Origin of the sequence: Micromonospora sp. C81 (assembly GCF_018070425.1) — a bacterium.
GTDB lineage: Bacteria > Actinomycetota > Actinomycetes > Mycobacteriales > Micromonosporaceae > Micromonospora > Micromonospora zamorensis.
Window position 1 is genome coordinate 565,147 of sequence record NZ_JAGPXS010000001.1, and the last position, 17,282, is coordinate 582,428.

Sequence of the window (17,282 nt, forward strand, 5' to 3'; positions counted from 1 at the left end):
GGGGGTCTCAGCCGTCCAGGCGCAGCAGGTGACGGCCGGGAAACGGGCCGCCGTGCTCCTGCTCCCAGGTCGCCAGGTGCCGCTTCCTGTCCTGCACGGACGGGGCCAGGAAGTCGAAGTAGGTGAGGATGACCTCGCGCGCCTCGTCGACCGTGTACGTCGTACCCGACGGGACAGGCCCGAGGCTGTCCACCGTGACACCGGTCGGCGTGCAGCGCACGACGGCGGAGTTGCCCTCGTACTCCTCGTACGCGGAACGCCCGGACACCACGTCGTCGATGCACTGCAACAACTCCAGGCAGTCCGGGGCGTAGCTCTGGATGTCGCTGGTGAGTTGGGAGGCGAGGTCGCGGAAGCGCCGGTCACCGCTCGTCATGGTCGGCGCGCCGCGCGGTCCAGCTGTCCCCGGCATCGTCTGACATCCCGCAGCCTCCCCGTCCTGGCCCACGAAACCCTAGCAACGAAAGCCAGACCCGAAGGGCCGTGCTGGTCAGCCCCGGGCCGGACGTCGTGAGCACGGCCCGAATACTCTCTCGGCATGCGGGGACGGTCCGGTGCGCTCAGACGGTGGTACGGGAATCGCGGGCGCCTCGCTCGTCGTACCTTCGTGGCGGTGGTGGTCGGTGCGGTGCTGCTGACCGGCGGCACGGTGGCCAGCGTGGTGTGGATCCGCGACGCGGCCGACGGCCACATCTACAGCGAGGCAACCGTGCCGGATGCGCCCGTCGCCCTAGTGCTGGGGACCAAGGTGGACACCGACGGCAACCCGTCGCCGTTCCTCGCGGCCCGGTTGGAGATCGCGCGACGGCTCTTCGACGCCGGCAAGGTGCGGGCGATCCTGGTATCCGGTGACAACATGAACGCGGACTACAACGAGCCTGCCGCGATGCTGGGCTGGCTGGTCGACCGGGGCGTGCCGGCGCGCAAGGTCGTGCTCGACCACGCCGGTTTCGACACGTACGACTCGTGCGCGCGGGCTGAGCGGATCTTCGGGGTACGGCGCGCGACGGTCGTGACCCAGTCGTTCCATCTCCCCCGCGCGGTGGCACTGTGCAGGGGCCTCGGCATCGACGCCAGCGGAGTGGGTGACGAGACCGCGAGACGGTACGCGCAAACCTGGCGGGTCAGCTCGTCCCGGGAGAACGGCGCCTGTCTGAAGGCAGCAGTGGATCTGCTGTCCCGTCGGGACCCGGCGCACCTCGGCCGACGGGAGACGGGCGTCGACGACGCTCTCCGTGGCGGCTGAACGGTGTCACGACCGGGGCCGCCCCGACGAGGACTCTCGCGGCGGTGCGGCGCTGTCGCGCACGATGAGTTCGGTGGCCAGCTCGACCCGAGGGCTTTCGGTCTTCTCGCCGCCCGCGAGGCGCAGCACGGTCCGCGCGGCCAGCATGCCCATCTCCGCGAGGGGTTGACGAACGGTGGTCAGCGGCGGTGAACACCAGCGGACCTCCGGCAGGTCGTCGAAACCGACCACGCTGACGTCGTCGGGCACCCGCAGGCCGCGCTTGCGGACCGCCTCGTAGACGCCGAGGGCCATCTGGTCGCTGGAGGCGAAGATGGCGGTGGGCGGATCGGGCAGGGCCAGCAACTGTGTGCCCGCGCTGAACCCGGCTTCGTGATAGAAGTTGCCGGGTCGGATGAGGGCGTCGTCGATGGGGATGTCGGCGGCGCCGAGGGCGGCCCGGTAGCCGTCCATCCGGGCCCGGCTGCACATCAGGTGCGGTGGGCCGGCGATGAAGCCGATGCGGCGGTGGCCGAGGTTGATCAGGTACTGGTTGGCGCTCAGGGCGCCCGCCCAGTTGGTGGCGCCGATGGTGGGTGACTCCTGGGGGTCCACACCGGCGGGGTCGATGATGACCACCGGCAGGTGCAGGCGGCGCAGCTCGGCCTGCAACGGCGGGTTGACCATCGAGGTCACGAAGATGATGCCCTCGGTGGAACGCGTCCGCATGTTGTCGAGCCACTGCTTGGCCGAGGAGATGCGCCAGTGGATGGCCGACACGACGGTCCCGACGCCGCTGGTCTGACCGACGTCCTCCACCCCGCGGATGATCTCGACCGCCCACGGGCTGTCCAGGTCGTTGAAGACCAGGTCGATGAGGGCGGCGTCGGTGCGTCGGGCCGGTGACCGGCGGCGGTAGCCGTGCCGGTTGAGCAGCGCCTCGACGCGTTCCCGGGTGTCGGGGGCGACGTCGGAGCGACCGTTGATGACCCGGGAGACCGTGGGCACGGAGACACCGGCCAACCTCGCGATCATGGCGATGGTGACGTTTCGGCCGTTCTCCGTGCCCACGGTCCCCCCTTCGTCGTGCTGGAAGCGTCAGGTCTGCTCGCGGTGACCCGGTGTCATCCCTTGACGCTGCCGGTCAGGCCGCCGATCAGTTGGCGTTCGGCCACGGCGTAGAAGCCCAGGGCCGGCAGCATGGACAGCACGACGTACGCGAGCACCCGCGCGGTGTCGTCGGCGTACTGGCCCTGGAAGGCCTGCACCCCGACGGGGAGGGTCCACCAGCTCTGGTCGCTGAAGACGACCAGCGGGAGCATGAAGTTGTTCCAGCTGGTCACGATGGCCAGCACCGACACGGTGGCCAGGGCCGGACGGGCCATCGGCAGCAGGACCCGCCAGAAGAACCCGAACGAGCCGCAGCCGTCGAGGACGGCTGCCTCCTCGACCTCGGCCGGGATGGTACGGAAGAACTGCCGCAGGATGATGATGGTGATCGGCAGCCCGAAGGCGGCCTGGGGCAGGATGACACCCAGCGGGTTGTCCAGCAGGTTCATGCCCCGCAGCAGGACGAACAGCGGCAGGATGGCCACCGCGAACGGGAACATCAGGCCGATCGCGAACAGCGTCACCAGGAACTCGCGGCCCCGGAAGGCGTAGCGAGCGAAGACGAACGCGGCCATCGCCGCCGCGCCGACGACGATGACGGTGCTGCTCACGGCGATGAGCAGACTGTTGCCGAGCTGCCGCCAGAACACGCCGTTGCTCAGGATGTCGATGTAGTTCGGCACCCAGGGGTCGGGCCAGCCCAGCGGGTTGGTGGACAGCTGGCCGTTGTCCTTGAAGCCGCCGAGCACACCGAACCACACCGGCACGACGATGAGCGCGCCGACGGCGATGCAGACGAGGTGCAGCACGACGCTGCGGGTCCGCTGGGCACGGCTCGCCGTGGCGGTCATCGCTGGCCTCCCTGGTTGGTGATCGCGCCCGCGGTGTCACGACGCAGCACGATGCGTTGGTAGAACAGGGCGAAGACGAGGCTCAGCAGGAACATGACGATGCTGATGGCGCTCGCGTAGCCGACCTCGAAGCGGCGGAAGCCGAACTGGTACATCGTGACGGCCAGCGTCTCCGAGGAGTGGATCGGACCACCGCCGGTGAGCACCCAGACCATGTCGAACAGTTGGATGGTGCCGATGACGGACAGGAACACGCTGATCCGGATCGTCGGGCCGAGCAGGGGCAGGGTGACGTGCCGGAACGCCTGCCAGGCGGTGGCGCCGTCGGTGACCGCGGCCTCGGACAGCTCCTTGGGGATTCCCTGCCGGGCGGCCAGGAAGAGCATCATGTAGAGGCCGAAGTACTTCCAGGACACCACCAGGAAGACGGCGAACAGCACGGTGTCCGGGTCGGCGAAGACCGCGCCCGCGTCGGCGCCCAGCCACCGGGAGACACCCTCGCCCAACCCTCGGTTCGGTGAGAACACCAGGGTGAACAGGACGGCCGTGGTGACCTCGGAGAGCACGTACGGGGCGAAGAAGATCAGCCGGTAGATGGCCCGGCCGCGAATCGGCTGGTTGAGGAGCATGGCCAGGGCCAGCGCCACCGGCAGCTGCACGACCAGGGACAGCACCACCAGCACCAGGCCGCGCCTCAGGTCGCCGCGGAAGGTCGGGTCGCCGAAGGCGCGGGTGTAGTTGTCCAGCCCGATGAAGTTCTCCGGCAGACCGAAGCCGTTCCACTTGTAGAGGCTGGCGTAGCCGGCCACCACGATGGGGGCGAGGACAAGTAGCAGGAACAGCGCCAGGGCAGGCGCCAGGAACACGGCGAGGACGCCACCCCGGCCCGGCCGGGGCTGGCGGCCGCGCTGTCGCGCGGTGCCCGGCCCCGGTGCCGGCGGATCGGTCGCCGTGTCGCCGCGCCTTGTGTCCGACACGGTCGATGGCCTGGTCATGCCTGCTCCACTCGGGTTCTACGGCCGGCTACGGATGGGTGATGGATCACGGTCAGACGGTCTTTGCCACCTGCGTGATGTCCTTGAGAATCGCCGCCGGCGACTTCTTGCCGGCGATGATCTCGGCGACGCTGTCGTTGATCTGCTGCCCGAGCGCGGGCGCGTACGCCTGGTCGAGGTAGAGCTGGAAGCCGGTGTTCTTGGCCAGGGTCTCCGCGACGACCTTGTTGTTGGCGTCGCTGATCGCCGAGGTGGCGTCCTTCACCGTGGGCAGCACCGCGCCGGTCTGCGCGGACCGCTTCTGGTTGTCGGCGCTGAGCAGGAACTTCAGGAAGTCGATGGTGGCGGCCGGCGCGTCCTTGCCGACGGCGAAACCGTTGCCGCCACCGAAGACCTCGGTCGCGGATCCCTTGCCGCCGTCCACGGCCGGGAACGGGAAGAAGCCGAGCTTGTCGCCGAGGCCCTTCTTGCTGGTGGAGCTGGACGCCTGCACCGCAGGTGCCCACTGCCCCATCAGCTCCATGGCCGCGCCGCCGTTGCCCATCGTGGCGGCCTGCCCGTCGGGCGAGCCGAACTCGGCGCCCAGGAACCCCTTCTGGAACGGCTGCAGGTCGACGAGCTCCTTGAGCCGCTCGCCGGCGGCGGCGAGATCAGGGGTGTCGAAGTTCTTGTCGTCGACGGCCTTCTGCAACGCGCCCACGCCGCCGATGCGCATGGCGAGGTAGGACCAGTAGAAGTGGGCCGGCCACTTGTCCTTGCCGGCCAGGGCGACCGGGGTGATGCCGGCGGTCTTGAGCTTGCGGACCGCGTCGAGCAGGGCAGCCCACGTGGCGGGAGCCTCGGTGATGCCGGCACGGGTGAAGAGGTCCTTGTTGTACCAGAACCCGACCATGCCGATGTCGAACGGGATGCCGTAGACCTTGCCGTCGATCGTGTAGGGCTGCATGGCGGCGGGCAGGATGCCGCCGACCAGATCCTTCACGTCGTCGGTGAGGTCCTTGACCAGGCCCGCGTCCACCTGCTGCTTGAGCACGCCGCCACCCCAGGACTGGAACAGGTCCGGCGGGTCGCCGGCCTGGGTGGCGGTGGTGAGCTTGGCCTTGAAGGCCTCGTTCTCCAGCGGCTGGATCGTCAACGTGACGTTGCTGTGCGCGGTCTTGTACTCGTTGGCCATCGCGGCCCAGACCGGCAGCATCGGGTCGGTGTTCTGGATGTGCCACCAGTTGATGGTCTGCGGGGCGTTCGGGTCGCTGGATTTCTCGTCGCCGCTACAGGCGCTCAGCAGGTAGGCGCCGGCGCCGGCACCGGCGAGGCCGAGCAGCGTTCGGCGGGAAAGGTGTGTGGTCATGATCCATCCCTTCGGGGACTCACGGGGTGCTCGGACGCCGGCCGAGCCGGCGGGGTGGAACCTATGGATCTCCGGAACTTTCAAAGCTTCGCCGGTATTACCGGTCGATGGCCGGCACGCTACGAGCTGTTTCCGCAACGGTCAAGACCTCTGTCCTATTGCGAAAAGACCGGCTAGCGTAGTCACGACTTCCAGCGATCCGGGACCGCAAGTTTCCGGAAGTTCCAGACAGCCCCGTCCAGAGGAGCCATCGTGTCGACCGACATCGCTAACGTGGCGACCGCTACCCGGTCGATCCGCAATCCCGTCCTCGCCGGGTTCCACCCGGACCCGTCGATCCTGCGCGTCGGGGACGACTACTACCTGGCCACCTCGACGTTCGAGTGGTATCCGGGCGTGCGTGTGCACCATTCGCGTGATCTCGTGAACTGGCGCACCCTGGGCGGGGTCATCACCGACCGCCGGCTGCTCGACCTGCGAGGCTGCGGTGACTCCAACGGGGTGTGGGCGCCCGACCTGACGTACCACGACGGCCAGTTCCATCTCGTCTACAGCGACGTCGCCAGCTTTGCCAGCGGCTACTGGGACCCGCAGAACTTCCTGGTCACCGCCGAGGACATCACCGGCCCCTGGTCGGATCCGGTGAAGCTGCACGGGCGCGGTTTCGACGCCGCGCTGTTCCACGACGACGACGGCACCAGTTGGCTGCTGAGCATGAGCGCGGACTGGCGACCCGGTCGGGACCGCTTCGGCGGCATCGAGATCCAGCAGTACGACCGGGCCGCGCGCAGTCTGGTCGGCCGGCCGCGCATCCTGTTCACCGGCACCCCGGTCGGGGTCACCGAGGGCCCGCACATCTACCGGCACGACGGCTGGTACTGGCTGATCACCGCCGAGGGCGGCACCAGCTGGGAGCACCAGGTCACCGTGGCGCGGTCCCGGGAGCTGTTCGGGCCGTACGAGGTGGACCCGGACGGTCCGCTGCTCACCTCCGTCGGCCGCCCCGAACTGCGGTTGCAGAAGGCGGGTCACGGCAGCCTGGTCCGTACGCAGGACGGCGAGTGGTACCTCGCCCACCTGGTGGGCCGCCCCTACTCCCCGCTGGGCAGTTGTGTGCTCGGCCGGGAGACCGCGATCCAGCGGGTCGAGTGGCCGGCGGACGGCTGGCCGCAGATCGCCGGAGGGGTGCCGGCAGACGAGGTCGTCGCACCGGACCTGCCCGCGCACCCGTGGCCGGCGGAGCCCGACACCGACCACTTCGACGCCCCCGAGCTGGGTCTGTGCTGGTCGACACTGCGCCGGCCGGCCACCGCGGACTGGGTCGACCTGCACAGCCGCCCCTCACACCTTCGCATCCACGGCGGGCAGTCACCGGTCGGTCGACAGGCCCCCAGCCTGGTCGGGCGACGCGTCGGCGCGATGCACTGCTCCCTGGAGACCGTGCTGGAGTTCGACCCGGTCGACCACCGCCAGCTCGCCGGGATCACCGCCTACTACAACACCCTCAACTGGCACCACCTCTACCTGACCCGCGCCGACGACGGACGGACGGTGCTGGAGCTGCTCAGTTCCGACAACGGGCGGCGCACGCCGCACCCCGAGCTGACCGTCGACGCCAGCGGCGTGGACCGGGTCGGCCTGCGGGCCGTGTTCGACGGGCCGGTGGTGCGTTTCGACTACGACCTCGGCGCCGGTTGGCAGCGGCTACCGGTCGACCTGGACGCGACGATCCTTTCCGACGAGCACGCCGCGCTGATCATCGACGGTGAGCCGGCGGCGTGGGGTTTCACCGGGGCGTTCCTGGGCCTGTGGGTGCAGGACCTCGGCGGCGACGGCGCGTACGCCGACTTCGATCTGGCCACCTACCGCGAGCAGTGAGCACGCGGACGGCACCCGGTGGGTGCCGTCCGCGTTCCAGTCGTCGTCCTACTTCACCTGGGTGGCGACGGCGCGGAGCTGGCCGAGGGTGGCGCGGAAGCCGTGGCCGGACGCGGTCGGGTCCTCGTCGAGCAGGCCGCTGACGGCCATCGTCTGCGAGCGGGACACCGCGACGGCGTCGTCACCGGTCCCGGTCACGTCGAACACCCCGAAGTCGCCGCTGAGCGTGCGGAACGTCGGGGCCGCCGCGTCCTTGGCAAGGTAGAGCACCACGACCTGACCCGCCGTGAGCGTGGACATCTGGGCCATGTCCGCCACGCCGCGATCCAGGCTGGCGAGCGTGATCCGCGTCCCGGCACCGACTGCCGATCCGTTCGCCGCGCGCAGCATCTCGTCCACCCGGAACCCGGTCGCCTCGACCTCACCCCGTACCACCAGGTCCGCGGCCTCACTGAGCTGCCGCACCGTGCCGTACCCGCGCAGCTTGCCCTTGACCGCCGGGAGCGCGGCGCCGGTCGGCGTGGCCTCGGTCGGCGCGGCGGCGCTCGGCGCGCCGACCGGGTCGGCGGCGTCGGCGCTGCCGCAGGCGGACAACGCCGCCACAGCCAGCACGGCGGCGGCCGTGGCCCACAGAGACGGGGTACGGCGGAGGGGGACTGCCATGGAACGCTCCTTGCGTGTCGGTGCCGTCCCGGGTCGTCTCGCCCGGGACCGCGGCACTGCTGACGACATCCAACTGGGCGGGCCGGGCATCGAGCTCTCGGGTGTCTGTCAACGAGATGAACATGCGTCGTCACGGCCTGCGCTCGTCGATTGACGACGCACTAACGTACTGATATCTGTTAATACAGTTTCCTGATGCTCGCGGTGCCCGCCGGGGCCGAACCGCCGCGCCGGGCCACCGACCGGCCGGCGGCACGCCGCCCCTTCCCCGAGGAACACCATGGTTCACAAGAGAACAGCCGCCTACGTCGTGGGCGCCCTGCTGATGGGCGTCGCCGCGATCGGTTACGGTCTGCCGTCGGCCAGCGCCGCGACCGCCGGCCCGATCACCGGCCTCGGCGGGAAGTGCGTCGACGTGGCCGCCGCCAACTCGGCCAACGGCACGGCGGTCCAGCTCTACGACTGCAACGGCAGCGCGGCCCAGACGTGGACCGTCGGCAACACCGACAACTCGATCCGGGCACTCGGCAAGTGTCTCGACGTGACCGCCGCGTCGACCGCCAACGGCGCCAAGATCCAGTTGTACGACTGCAACGGCACCGGCGCGCAGACGTGGACCGCCAGCAACGGCACGCTCGTCAACACCGGCTCCGGCAAGTGCCTCGACGTCACCGACCGGAGCACCGCGAACGGCGCCCGGTTGCAGATCTGGACCTGCGGCGGCACCACCAACCAGCAGTGGACCCTGCCCGGCGGCGGCACCCCAACGCCCACCACCCCGACCGGGACCAACCTCGACGACCCGGCGAAGAAGGACGTCGCCATGCAGCTCGTCTCGGCTGCGGAAAACTCCTCGCTCGACTGGCGCGCGCAGTTCTCCTACATCGAGGACATCGGCGACGGGCGCGGCTACACCGCCGGCATCATCGGCTTCTGCTCCGGCACCGGCGACATGCTCGAACTGGTCGAGGCGTACACGCGCACCAAGCCGGGCAACGTGCTGGCCGGCTACCTGCCGGCGCTGCGCGCCGTCAACGGCACCCCCTCGCACTCCGGCCTAGACCCCAACTTCCCCCGCGACTGGCGGACCGCGGCCAACGACTCGGTGTTCCAAGCCGCACAGGAGGCCGAGCGGGACCGGGTCTACTTCAACCCATCGGTACGCGACGGCAAGAACGACCAGGTCCGGGCGCTCGGTCAGTTCGCCTACTACGACGCGGCGGTCATGCACGGGTACGAGGGGATGCGCCAGATCCGCAACCGCGCCCTCGCTCGGGCGAAGCCCCCGGCGCAGGGCGGCGACGAGCGGACCTGGCTCAACGCCTTCCTCGACGAGCGGGTCATCGAGATGAAGAAGGAAGCAGCCCACTCGGACACGTCCCGGGTCGACACGGCCCAGCGGGTGTTCCTCAACAACGGCAACTTCAACCTGAACACGCCGTTGGTGTTCGCCGTCTACGGCGACCAGTTCCGCATCGGCTAGCGCACAGAGACTCAGGGCGCCGCATCGCGGCGCCCTGAGCCATGCCTGGGACTGGGCCTGGGTTCGGGCCTGGGCCTGGGTTCGGGCCTGGGCCTGGGCTCGGGGCTGGGCCTGGGCTCGGGGCTGGGCCTGGGCTCGGGGCTGGGTCTGGGCTCGGGGCTGGGTTCGGGAGCAGCCTTGCCTTGACGCTGACGACAAGGTTTAGCCTGGTCGCGACAGGCTGGTCGAGGAGGTCTGATGCTGATCGGCGAGCTGGCGGAACGGGCCGGCACGAGCACCCGAACGCTGCGCTACTACGAAGCCCACGGGCTGGTACAACCGCAGCGCTCAGCGAACGGCTACCGCGTCTACGACGAGGCGGAGCTGCGGGTCGTCCGGGAGATCCGGGCGCTGCTCGACGTCGGCTTCGGCCTCGACGACGTCCGACCGTTCGTCGCCTGCCTGCGAGCGGGCAACGCGTCCGGTGACGTCTGTCCGGATTCCGTGCTGGTGCTGCGACGCAAGCTCGCCGAGGTCGACGACTACCTCGATCGGCTCGGAGCGGTCCGTCAGCAGTTGCACACCCAGCTCACCCACGCCATCGAGCACCGGGAGAAAACATGCCCCAGGAAACGAGCGTCAGCTCCCTGATCACCGTCACCGACGACACGTTCGCCGAGCTGGTGCTGGCCAGCGACCGGCCCGTCGTGGTCGACTTCTGGGCCGAGTGGTGCCCGCCGTGCAAGATGATCGAGAAGAGCCTCGTCGAGCTGGCACAGGAGTTCGGCGACCGGATGGTCATCGCCAAGCTCAACTCCGACGACAACCCGCAGGCCACGCGGCGCTACGCAGTCATGTCCCTGCCGACACTGCTGGTGTTCCGTGGGGGCGAGGTCGTCGGCTCGATCGTCGGGTCCAGGCCGAAACTCCACCTGCGGCAGAGCCTGACCATGCACGCCGGCCTGTGACCGTCACCGCTGTCGAATGCCGCCTCCTGCTGTTGAGCGTGGCGACGGTGGTCCGCGTCTGGCGGCACCGGTCCTCGCCGGGCGGGTGGTGGAGGCGATCGTCTCCCCTCCGTTTGAACACGGCGTCGTGACGTGCGAATAACCCGCCCCCTGCTGCTGCTCGACATCGACGGTGTCCTCAACCCGTACGGCAGTCCTCAACCGCCGGCCGGCTACACCGAGCACCGCCTGTTCCCCGGAGAGGAACCCGTCCGTGTCAACCCCGTACACGGCACCTGGATCACCGAAGCGAGTGCCGTCCTGGACATAGCCTGGGCCACGAGCTGGAACGATGAAGCAAACCAACTCCTCGCTCCGCTTCTGCACATCACTCCCCTGCCGGTGGTCACCATGCCGTGCACACCGTTCCACCCCAGCGAGAAAATCCCACTCATTGCCGCCTACGCCCAGCAACGGCCCGCAACATGGATTGACGACCTTCACTCGCCCGAAGCCCACGTCTGGGCCGCGAGGCGTACCAGCCCCACTTTGCTGATCACCACCGACCCGGCGATCGGCCTCACCCGCGATTCCATCGACCGCGTCATCACCTGGGCCAGGCCCTTCAACAACCCCCAGGAACCTCTCGGCTCCGCCTCATAGCGATCGATCATTGCCACTGAAAGTTGTCGTACACCTGTTCTAGTCTCTGGTCATGGTCGAGGAGTTGGCGCAGGCAGACGACGCGGTCGCTGCCTGCGTTGACGACGCCGCCTGGGCTCTCGCCGACGATGAGCTGGTCGCGGCGCTCGACGCCGCACACCGCCTGGAGCAACGTCTCGCCGCCGTGAAGCTGGCGTTGGTGCGCGAGGTGGACGGTCGGGGCACGGCGGTCGCGCAGGGCGCCTCCAGCACCGCGGTCTGGTTGCGCGAGCGACTGCGGTTGACCATTCCCGCAGCCCGCCGGTTGGTCGATCTCGCGGCGTGCGTCGACGCGGCCCCGACGGCCGTGCGGGGCGCGCTGGCGGCCGGCGCGGTCAGCATGGAGCAGGTGCGGGTCATCGCCGACACCGTCGCCACCGTGCAGACGGTCGCTGGGCCGGAGGTGGCCGACAAGGCCGTCGGTGTGCTGGTCGACTGGGCCGGCCAGTTCGACCCCACCCTGCTGCGCAAGCTCGGCACCCGCATCCTCGACCACGTCGCACCCGACATCGCCGACGCCGCCGCCCAGGCCGCACTGGAAGCCGACGCCCGCCGAGCCAACCGCGACCGCCACGTCACGATGTCGACGCTGACCGACGGCCGACTCCGACTCACCGGCATCCTCGACAGCGAAACCGCCGGCCTGCTGCGCGCCGCGATCGACCCGCTCACCGCCCCGTCCGGCCCCGACGACCAGCGCTGCGCCGGGCAACGCCGCCATGACGCCCTCGCTGACCTCTGCCGGCTCAGCCTGCGCACAAGGGAGCTACCCGAACACGGCGGCGACCCCGCACAAATCGTCGTCACCACCAGCTACGACGCCCTCGCGGGACAACTCGGCGCCGCCACCCTCGACACCGGCCTCCACCTCACCCCGGAAACAGTGCGCCGACTCGCCTGCGACGCCGCGATCCTGCCCGCCGTGCTCGGCGGCACCGGTCAGGTCCTCGACGTCGGCCGACAACGCCGCCTCATCACCGGCCCACTACGCCGGGCCCTCGTGTTACGCGACGGTGGCTGCGCCTTCCCCGGCTGCGACCGACCACCCCGCTGGTGCAACGCCCACCACATCCACCACTGGGCCGACGGCGGCCCCACCAACCTCAACAACGCCGTCCTACTCTGCGGCCACCACCACCGCCACCTCCACCACAACGACTGGACCGTCCAACTCGGCAACGACAACCACCCCGAATTCATACCGCCCGCCTGGCTCGACCCCGACCAACTCCCCCGCCGCAACCACTACCACCGACGGACATAGACACGACCAGCGGAGAGCAATCACTCCTGTCCGGGTGACGAGGCATGCCCTCGGGACGACTCCACAAGTGGTCGGTCGCGCCGATGCCCGACATCGGGCCCTTCTGCGCCGCCGTCGACGGGCACCACCCGCGCTGCTGCCACCCACGATCGCTGGTCTCTAGACGGCCTCCGCTGAGTGCGGACGCGTTCGCTCGCCCCACCAGACGACCGCCGGGGCGGCGAGCCCAACCGCGACGAAGATGCCGCCCATCAGCAGCCATCCGGGGGCACCCCAGGCGATGCAGAGCAGGCCCAGTAGGGAGGGTGCGGCGACGTTGGCCAGGCCCGTGCCGAGCCCGGAGATTCCCGTGTACTGCCCCTGCGCGTGCGCAGGTGCGAACCGGAACTGCAACTCGAGTGAGCCCGCCGCGTGCCACAGCTCGCCGACGGTGTGCGCGGCGACCCCCAGCGTCATCACCGTAACGGCGAGCCAGCCGGGCATCGCCGCCGTGGCGGCGATCAGGGCCATCCCGATCAGGAACGCCACCCCGGAGCGGCGCATGGCCCGACCGGCCGCTGGACTGGTATCGATCCCCCGGCTCGCTCTGACCTGGAGTGACGCCACGAGGGCGGTGTTGACCAGCACGGCCACTCCAACGAACCAGCGCGGCGCGTGGGTCTGCGAGACGATCCACACCGGCAGCGCGAAGACCAGCACCTGGCCCTGAATTCCCAGGATGGCGTCGAGCGCGGTGACTGCCAGATAGGGCTTGTCCTTCAGTGCGATCCAGCGCCCGGTCATCTGGGGCACTGGAATGGGCGGCAACGAGGGCAGCCGAGTGATGATCGCGGCGCACGCCAGGAAACTGATGGCGTTGCCGACGACCAGGGCCAGGTAGGCCGCACGGGTGTCCAGTTGCACCGCGGCGCCGGCGGCGAGGGCGCCACAACATCCGGCGAGGTTGGCGACCGAACGCAGATAGGCCCGGTACCGGGCCAGGTGCGTGCCGCCGAAGCCCCGCACCAGCGGACCGCGAGACGCCCCGCCGGCTGAGTGGGCGAGCTGGGTCAGGCAGACCAGGACGACGAACAGCCAGAACGTGTGCACGAAGGCCAGGGCGACCATGGTGGCGGCACGGATGATCAGAGTCAGCAGATAAATCTCGCGCGGCCCCCGCCGATCGGCGAGATGCCCCACCGGAATCCCGGCGAGCATCCCGACGAACGCTGCGATGCCCATGCCCAGAGCGACCTGCGCAAGGGGAAGCCCGACGGATCGGGTGAAGAAGAGCACGGCGCTGGCCATGAAGATGCCGCTTCCGAGCATGTTGACGAAGGTCGCGAAGGCCAGGACGCGCCGAGGGCCATGATCGGGGATGAGTCCTCGGGCGACGAGCCATGAGCTGTCGGGCGGCGGAATGGGAATGGGCGTTGTCGCTGCCTGCACAGGGACGGACCTTCCGTCGGAGGGTCGTGGGCTCGGGGCAGGGCCGCATTTTGCCGGGCCGCTACTCGAGGCTGGCCAAATCGTCCGGCGACAGGACCAGCGCCCCGGCGGCCAGGTTCTCGACCAGGTGGTCGGGGTTGCCGGTACCGGGGATGGCCAGCAGGTGCGGGCCGCGGCTGAGGGTCCACGCGATACGCACCTGTGCCGGCGTCGCGCCGTGCGTACGCGCGACGGCCTGCACTGCCGCGTTGGCGGCCACGCCGCCGGCCTCACGTCCGTCGCCAGCGATCGCGAAGAACGGCACGAACGCGACACCCTGATCGCCGCAGGTACGCACGAACTGGTCGTGCGTGCGTCGGGTGTCGACACCGTACGTGTTCTGCACGCAGACCACCGGGGCGATCGCCTGCGCCTGCTCGAGGTGATGGGGGCGAATGTTGGACAGGCCGAGATGCCGGATGAGACCGGCGTCGCGCAGCTCGGCCAGCGCGCCGAAGTGCTCCGCGACCGAGTCCAGTCCGTGCTGGCGCAGATTCACGACATCCAGATGGTCGCGGCCGAGTTGGCGCAGGTTCTCCTCGACCTGCCCGCGCAGCTGGTCCGGCCGGGCCAACGGCAGCCATTCCCCCGACGGGTCGCGGCCCGGCCCGACCTTGGTGGTGATGACCAGGTCATCGGCGTACGGCGACAGCGCACTATTGATCAACTCGTTGGCCGACCGCAGCGGCGAGAAGTAGAACGCCGCTGTGTCGATGTGGTTCACGCCGAGCTCGACCGCCCGGCGCAGCACTCCGATGGCCCGCGCGCGGTCGCTCGCCGCGCTGCCGTTGCCCGTCAGGCGCATCGCGCCGAATCCGATCCGGTTGACGGTCAGGTCGCCGAGGGTCCAGGTGCCAGCGGAACTCGCACTGATCATGTTCGTGGGCATTGGGCGAACTTAGCCACCGCCGCTGACCTGCGCAGTCGGTCGTCTGCCCGATACCGATTCCACAAAATCGTTGTTAGGTTATCTATCGTGGGAAGCGCTCCGCCGGCAGTGCAGTGACAGCCCGGATTTCATCTCGGTCCTGACCGCATCCGCGTTCCACACGTGACGACAAGCCGTCCGACGACGAGGGCCGGACCGTCCGCATTTGACGGATCGGTCTCCGAACGCGCCGCCAGGGACTTCGCCAAGCCAACTGCCTCCTCGCCCGGATATGACGAAGACCAGTTCGGTGGCCTCGGGCAGGCGAGCCTGGATGATCCTGACGAGGACTGGAGCCCGTTCGTCATCACGCGAACCACCTTCGAAGACGCCTGGGACTCCGCAAGCGAGTAGCCCGAGCCCTTACGCGCGCCTCGCGGCAGATCGGTGGAGCTGACCTCGGTCAGGCGCACGTTCAGACGTGCATCATCTGTCCTAGTCAGCGGCCTTCCAGCGCGTCGGCCTGGCTGCGCAGCTCTGTCGCAAGGTTGTCCCAATCGGGACCGTGCATGTACAGGCTGTCGGCCGCCTCGCGCATGAGCGCCGGCTGGTTCGGCCGCTGCAGGAGCACAAGCCGGTAAGCGAGATTGCGGACCCAGACCGGCAGAAGTCCGTCGACCAGGTTCGGGCAGAGTTCCCGCAGCATCGCGAGAATGGTCTCCGCGTCCGCGAAAGTCAGCTCTTCGACGAAGTAGTGCTCCTGGTGGTCCGGGCCGCACTGCAACGCAGGCCGGTACTCGTCGCCGTAGAGGCACCGCGCGTGCTCGGTCAGGGTGCTGTGCACGATCGCAGAGCCTACGGCTCCTCTGCTTACTCTCCGGCGCACCCGGCGCATTCGGAGACGCCTCGGTGCATCACGGACCCGGCTCAGGATCACACAAGGCGGCATCACGGCGCGGTGCCGCGACATGATTGATGCACGGATCTCAGCGCCCCCGGACGCCGGCGACCGGCGCCGACGGCACTCGGTGACGAGCACCTTGCGGTAGTACAGTGCGCCGCCACGTTGCCGGACACCTTTGCCTGCTGTTGGGGGAACTGTCGTAACCAGCGTTTAGCCTGCCGTGGTGAGTATGAACGGCAACTGGCTGCGCGTTTCCCCGGACGAACTGGAGCAGGCGAGGGCCGACCTCGGCTGGGCCTACGAACTCGCCATGACGCAACGGGACGACAACTCCGAACGCTGGGCTGCCACCGACAAGGCATGGGACGGGCTTGATTTCCTACTTGATCGGCTGGGCTTCGAGATTCCGCTGGTCTCGGGCGCGGAGCGGTTCGTGGAGTTGCCAGACGTCGAGCCCGACAGCGAGGAGATGTTCGATTTCCTGGAAAACCTCGAAGACGACTGGGGCTACGGGCCGCCTTCCTATCTGACACCGGCCCAAGTAGCGACGGCGGCCTCGGAACTGGCCGCGCTCACCGAAGACGGCCTCATTCGGGGCGTCGACCCGCAGGAGTTGAACCGGGCCGATATCTACCCCGAGCCCTGGGAAGGCCCCGGGAAACTTGCCTGGGTGGCCCACTATCTGCCAGGCGTCCAGAGCTTCTTCGCTGCAGCCGCCAGGGATGGTGCTGCGGTGATCTGCTGGCTTGACTGAGCAACGGCTGAGCCGCCACAGCGCCGGTAGGGGAAGGACCGCGTTTACGTCCAGTCAGTGAACACAAAATCCGGGGTGGTGGCGACCACCACGTCGCGCAAGCGGGTCACCAGTAACGGGACAGCGGGCGTGCGATATCTTTCGCGCGAAATCGAGACGGGGGCGGGACTCAATGACGCGCACGATGCCGACTGGCCCAACCATCGTCGGCGCGCTGACGTCGGCGATCCTGCTGTTCACGACCGGGTGCTCGGGGCAGTCCGACACTCCCGCGCCGGCAGCGGCCACGCAGTCGTCGGCCCCCGCTGCGGCGATGCGCATCGACAAGCCAGCCAAGCTCCTGGGCACCTGGACCGAATCCGTGGATCGGGGTTTCCACGACCGCGCCGAGCAGCAGATGGGCACCTTCAAGAAGCTGCTCGCCGCTGGGCCCACCAGCGCGATGGGCACCGCCTACGTCCGGGCCGAAGAGGTGTACTCCCGTGAGCGCGGGCTGCACATTCCCAGCGATGACCAGCGGGTCATCCTGATCAGCGCGGTGTCCGGCACGATCACCGACCCGACCGCGACACTGAACAAGACCTTCGCCGGGCTGCCGAAGGTCACCGGCGTGGGGCCGATCCAACCAGGCCCGCTGGGCGGGGCGGCCGGTTGCGGCATCCTCAAGGCCGAGACGGGCATCCCTGTCGACATCTGCGTGTGGAGTGACCAGCACACGCTCGGCATGGTGACCCTCGTCGGTTTCACCCGGACGGATGACCCGCGAGGTGTGTTCGGTCAGATCCGCGCCGAACTGGAACGCCCCGCGCGGTGACTTGACCTCAAGCTCGGGTGAGGTCCTAAC

General features: G+C 69.1%; 18 protein-coding genes. 9 read left to right on the forward strand and 9 right to left on the reverse strand.

Features of this window, described 5'->3' with window-relative positions; all coding sequences use genetic code 11:
• Positions 1–7 precede the first annotated feature (7 nt).
• On the reverse strand, positions 8–376 hold the full coding sequence (locus tag KBX46_RS02625) for a hypothetical protein (protein WP_210790414.1): 369 nt from the start codon (positions 374–376) through the stop codon (positions 8–10).
• Between the two features lie 162 nt (positions 377–538).
• On the opposite strand from KBX46_RS02625, the gene KBX46_RS02630 reads away from it, so the two are divergent.
• Positions 539–1,246 (forward strand): vancomycin high temperature exclusion protein, encoded by a 708-nt coding sequence (locus KBX46_RS02630; protein ID WP_210790417.1) that lies wholly within the window; start codon positions 539–541, stop codon positions 1,244–1,246.
• Positions 1,247–1,252: 6 nt separating this feature from the next.
• On the opposite strand, the gene KBX46_RS02635 is transcribed toward KBX46_RS02630, so the two are convergent.
• From KBX46_RS02635 to KBX46_RS02650, 4 genes are read right to left on the reverse strand one after another with little or no spacing between them, the layout of a single operon-like run.
• Positions 1,253–2,296, reverse strand: coding sequence for a LacI family DNA-binding transcriptional regulator (locus KBX46_RS02635; RefSeq protein WP_088948778.1), 1,044 nt, complete (start codon positions 2,294–2,296; stop codon positions 1,253–1,255).
• A 53-nt stretch (positions 2,297–2,349) separates the two neighbouring features.
• Positions 2,350–3,186 (reverse strand): carbohydrate ABC transporter permease, encoded by an 837-nt coding sequence (locus KBX46_RS02640; RefSeq protein WP_088948779.1) that lies wholly within the window; start codon positions 3,184–3,186, stop codon positions 2,350–2,352.
• Positions 3,183–4,181: a carbohydrate ABC transporter permease gene (locus tag KBX46_RS02645; protein WP_210790421.1), complete on the reverse strand. Its 999-nt coding sequence runs from the start codon at positions 4,179–4,181 to the stop codon at positions 3,183–3,185. The genes KBX46_RS02640 and KBX46_RS02645 overlap by 4 nt, the downstream gene beginning before the upstream one ends.
• A gap of 52 nt (positions 4,182–4,233) precedes the next feature.
• Positions 4,234–5,529, reverse strand: coding sequence for an extracellular solute-binding protein (locus tag KBX46_RS02650; protein ID WP_088948781.1), 1,296 nt, complete (start codon positions 5,527–5,529; stop codon positions 4,234–4,236).
• 252 nt (positions 5,530–5,781) lie between these two features.
• Between KBX46_RS02650 and KBX46_RS02655 the strand changes: the two genes are divergently transcribed.
• Positions 5,782–7,407, forward strand: a complete 1,626-nt coding sequence (locus tag KBX46_RS02655; RefSeq protein ID WP_088948782.1) for a glycoside hydrolase family 43 protein — start codon at positions 5,782–5,784, stop codon at positions 7,405–7,407.
• Between the two features lie 48 nt (positions 7,408–7,455).
• Here the strand turns inward: KBX46_RS02655 and KBX46_RS02660 are convergent, their stop codons facing one another.
• Entirely contained in the window at positions 7,456–8,070 is a 615-nt protein-coding gene (locus KBX46_RS02660) for a hypothetical protein (RefSeq protein ID WP_210790423.1), read from the reverse strand.
• Positions 8,071–8,350: 280 nt separating this feature from the next.
• Between KBX46_RS02660 and KBX46_RS02665 the strand changes: the two genes are divergently transcribed.
• From KBX46_RS02665 to KBX46_RS02685, 5 genes are all read left to right on the forward strand, one after another.
• Entirely contained in the window at positions 8,351–9,553 is a 1,203-nt protein-coding gene (locus tag KBX46_RS02665) for a chitosanase (protein WP_210790426.1), read from the forward strand.
• Between the two features lie 237 nt (positions 9,554–9,790).
• Positions 9,791–10,183, forward strand: a complete 393-nt coding sequence (locus KBX46_RS02670) for a MerR family transcriptional regulator (RefSeq protein WP_088948784.1) — start codon at positions 9,791–9,793, stop codon at positions 10,181–10,183.
• Positions 10,153–10,500 carry a thioredoxin gene (gene trxA, locus KBX46_RS02675; protein WP_141909903.1) on the forward strand — a complete coding sequence of 116 codons (348 nt, stop codon included), beginning with the start codon at positions 10,153–10,155 and terminating at the stop codon, positions 10,498–10,500. Before KBX46_RS02670 ends, trxA begins: the two co-directional genes overlap by 31 nt.
• A 138-nt stretch (positions 10,501–10,638) precedes the next feature.
• Positions 10,639–11,142, forward strand: a complete 504-nt coding sequence (locus KBX46_RS02680; RefSeq protein WP_088951830.1) for an HAD domain-containing protein — start codon at positions 10,639–10,641, stop codon at positions 11,140–11,142.
• A gap of 52 nt (positions 11,143–11,194) precedes the next feature.
• Positions 11,195–12,445, forward strand: coding sequence for an HNH endonuclease signature motif containing protein (locus KBX46_RS02685; protein ID WP_210790428.1), 1,251 nt, complete (start codon positions 11,195–11,197; stop codon positions 12,443–12,445).
• A gap of 159 nt (positions 12,446–12,604) precedes the next feature.
• Here the strand turns inward: KBX46_RS02685 and KBX46_RS02690 are convergent, their stop codons facing one another.
• The 3 genes from KBX46_RS02690 to KBX46_RS02700 all read right to left on the reverse strand — a co-directional run bounded on the left by KBX46_RS02690 (position 12,605) and on the right by KBX46_RS02700 (position 15,624).
• On the reverse strand, positions 12,605–13,873 hold the full coding sequence (locus KBX46_RS02690; protein ID WP_308159342.1) for an MFS transporter: 1,269 nt from the start codon (positions 13,871–13,873) through the stop codon (positions 12,605–12,607).
• 61 nt (positions 13,874–13,934) lie between these two features.
• Positions 13,935–14,801: an oxidoreductase gene (locus KBX46_RS02695; protein WP_247666794.1), complete on the reverse strand. Its 867-nt coding sequence runs from the start codon at positions 14,799–14,801 to the stop codon at positions 13,935–13,937.
• A 478-nt stretch (positions 14,802–15,279) separates the two neighbouring features.
• On the reverse strand, positions 15,280–15,624 hold the full coding sequence (locus tag KBX46_RS02700; RefSeq protein WP_210790434.1) for a hypothetical protein: 345 nt from the start codon (positions 15,622–15,624) through the stop codon (positions 15,280–15,282).
• A 289-nt stretch (positions 15,625–15,913) separates the two neighbouring features.
• On the opposite strand from KBX46_RS02700, the gene KBX46_RS02705 reads away from it, so the two are divergent.
• A complete protein-coding gene (locus KBX46_RS02705; RefSeq protein ID WP_210790836.1) occupies positions 15,914–16,438 on the forward strand; it encodes a YfbM family protein in 525 nt (174 codons plus the stop codon).
• Between the two features lie 184 nt (positions 16,439–16,622).
• The gene (locus KBX46_RS02710) at positions 16,623–17,252 is read left to right on the forward strand and encodes a hypothetical protein (RefSeq protein WP_210790437.1); all 630 of its coding nucleotides are present in this window, start codon (positions 16,623–16,625) and stop codon (positions 17,250–17,252) included.
• Positions 17,253–17,282 lie beyond the last annotated feature (30 nt).

Excerpts from the sequence above, each read along its gene's own strand:
- KBX46_RS02625 (WP_210790414.1), bottom strand. The coding sequence starts at position 376 with ATGACGAGCGGTGACCGGCGCTTCCGCGACCTCGCCTCCCAACTCACC.
- KBX46_RS02630 (WP_210790417.1), top strand. The coding sequence starts at position 539 with ATGCGGGGACGGTCCGGTGCGCTCAGACGGTGGTACGGGAATCGCGGG.
- KBX46_RS02650 (WP_088948781.1), bottom strand. The coding sequence starts at position 5,529 with ATGACCACACACCTTTCCCGCCGAACGCTGCTCGGCCTCGCCGGTGCC.
- trxA (WP_141909903.1), top strand. The coding sequence starts at position 10,153 with ATGCCCCAGGAAACGAGCGTCAGCTCCCTGATCACCGTCACCGACGAC.
- KBX46_RS02710 (WP_210790437.1), top strand. The coding sequence starts at position 16,623 with ATGCCGACTGGCCCAACCATCGTCGGCGCGCTGACGTCGGCGATCCTG.
- KBX46_RS02695 (WP_247666794.1), bottom strand. The coding sequence starts at position 14,801 with ATGCCCACGAACATGATCAGTGCGAGTTCCGCTGGCACCTGGACCCTC.
- KBX46_RS02705 (WP_210790836.1), top strand. The coding sequence starts at position 15,914 with ATGAACGGCAACTGGCTGCGCGTTTCCCCGGACGAACTGGAGCAGGCG.
- KBX46_RS02670 (WP_088948784.1), top strand. The coding sequence starts at position 9,791 with ATGCTGATCGGCGAGCTGGCGGAACGGGCCGGCACGAGCACCCGAACG.
- KBX46_RS02660 (WP_210790423.1), bottom strand. The coding sequence starts at position 8,070 with ATGGCAGTCCCCCTCCGCCGTACCCCGTCTCTGTGGGCCACGGCCGCC.
- KBX46_RS02685 (WP_210790428.1), top strand. The coding sequence starts at position 11,195 with ATGGTCGAGGAGTTGGCGCAGGCAGACGACGCGGTCGCTGCCTGCGTT.
- KBX46_RS02665 (WP_210790426.1), top strand. The coding sequence starts at position 8,351 with ATGGTTCACAAGAGAACAGCCGCCTACGTCGTGGGCGCCCTGCTGATG.
- KBX46_RS02640 (WP_088948779.1), bottom strand. The coding sequence starts at position 3,186 with ATGACCGCCACGGCGAGCCGTGCCCAGCGGACCCGCAGCGTCGTGCTG.
- KBX46_RS02645 (WP_210790421.1), bottom strand. The coding sequence starts at position 4,181 with ATGACCAGGCCATCGACCGTGTCGGACACAAGGCGCGGCGACACGGCG.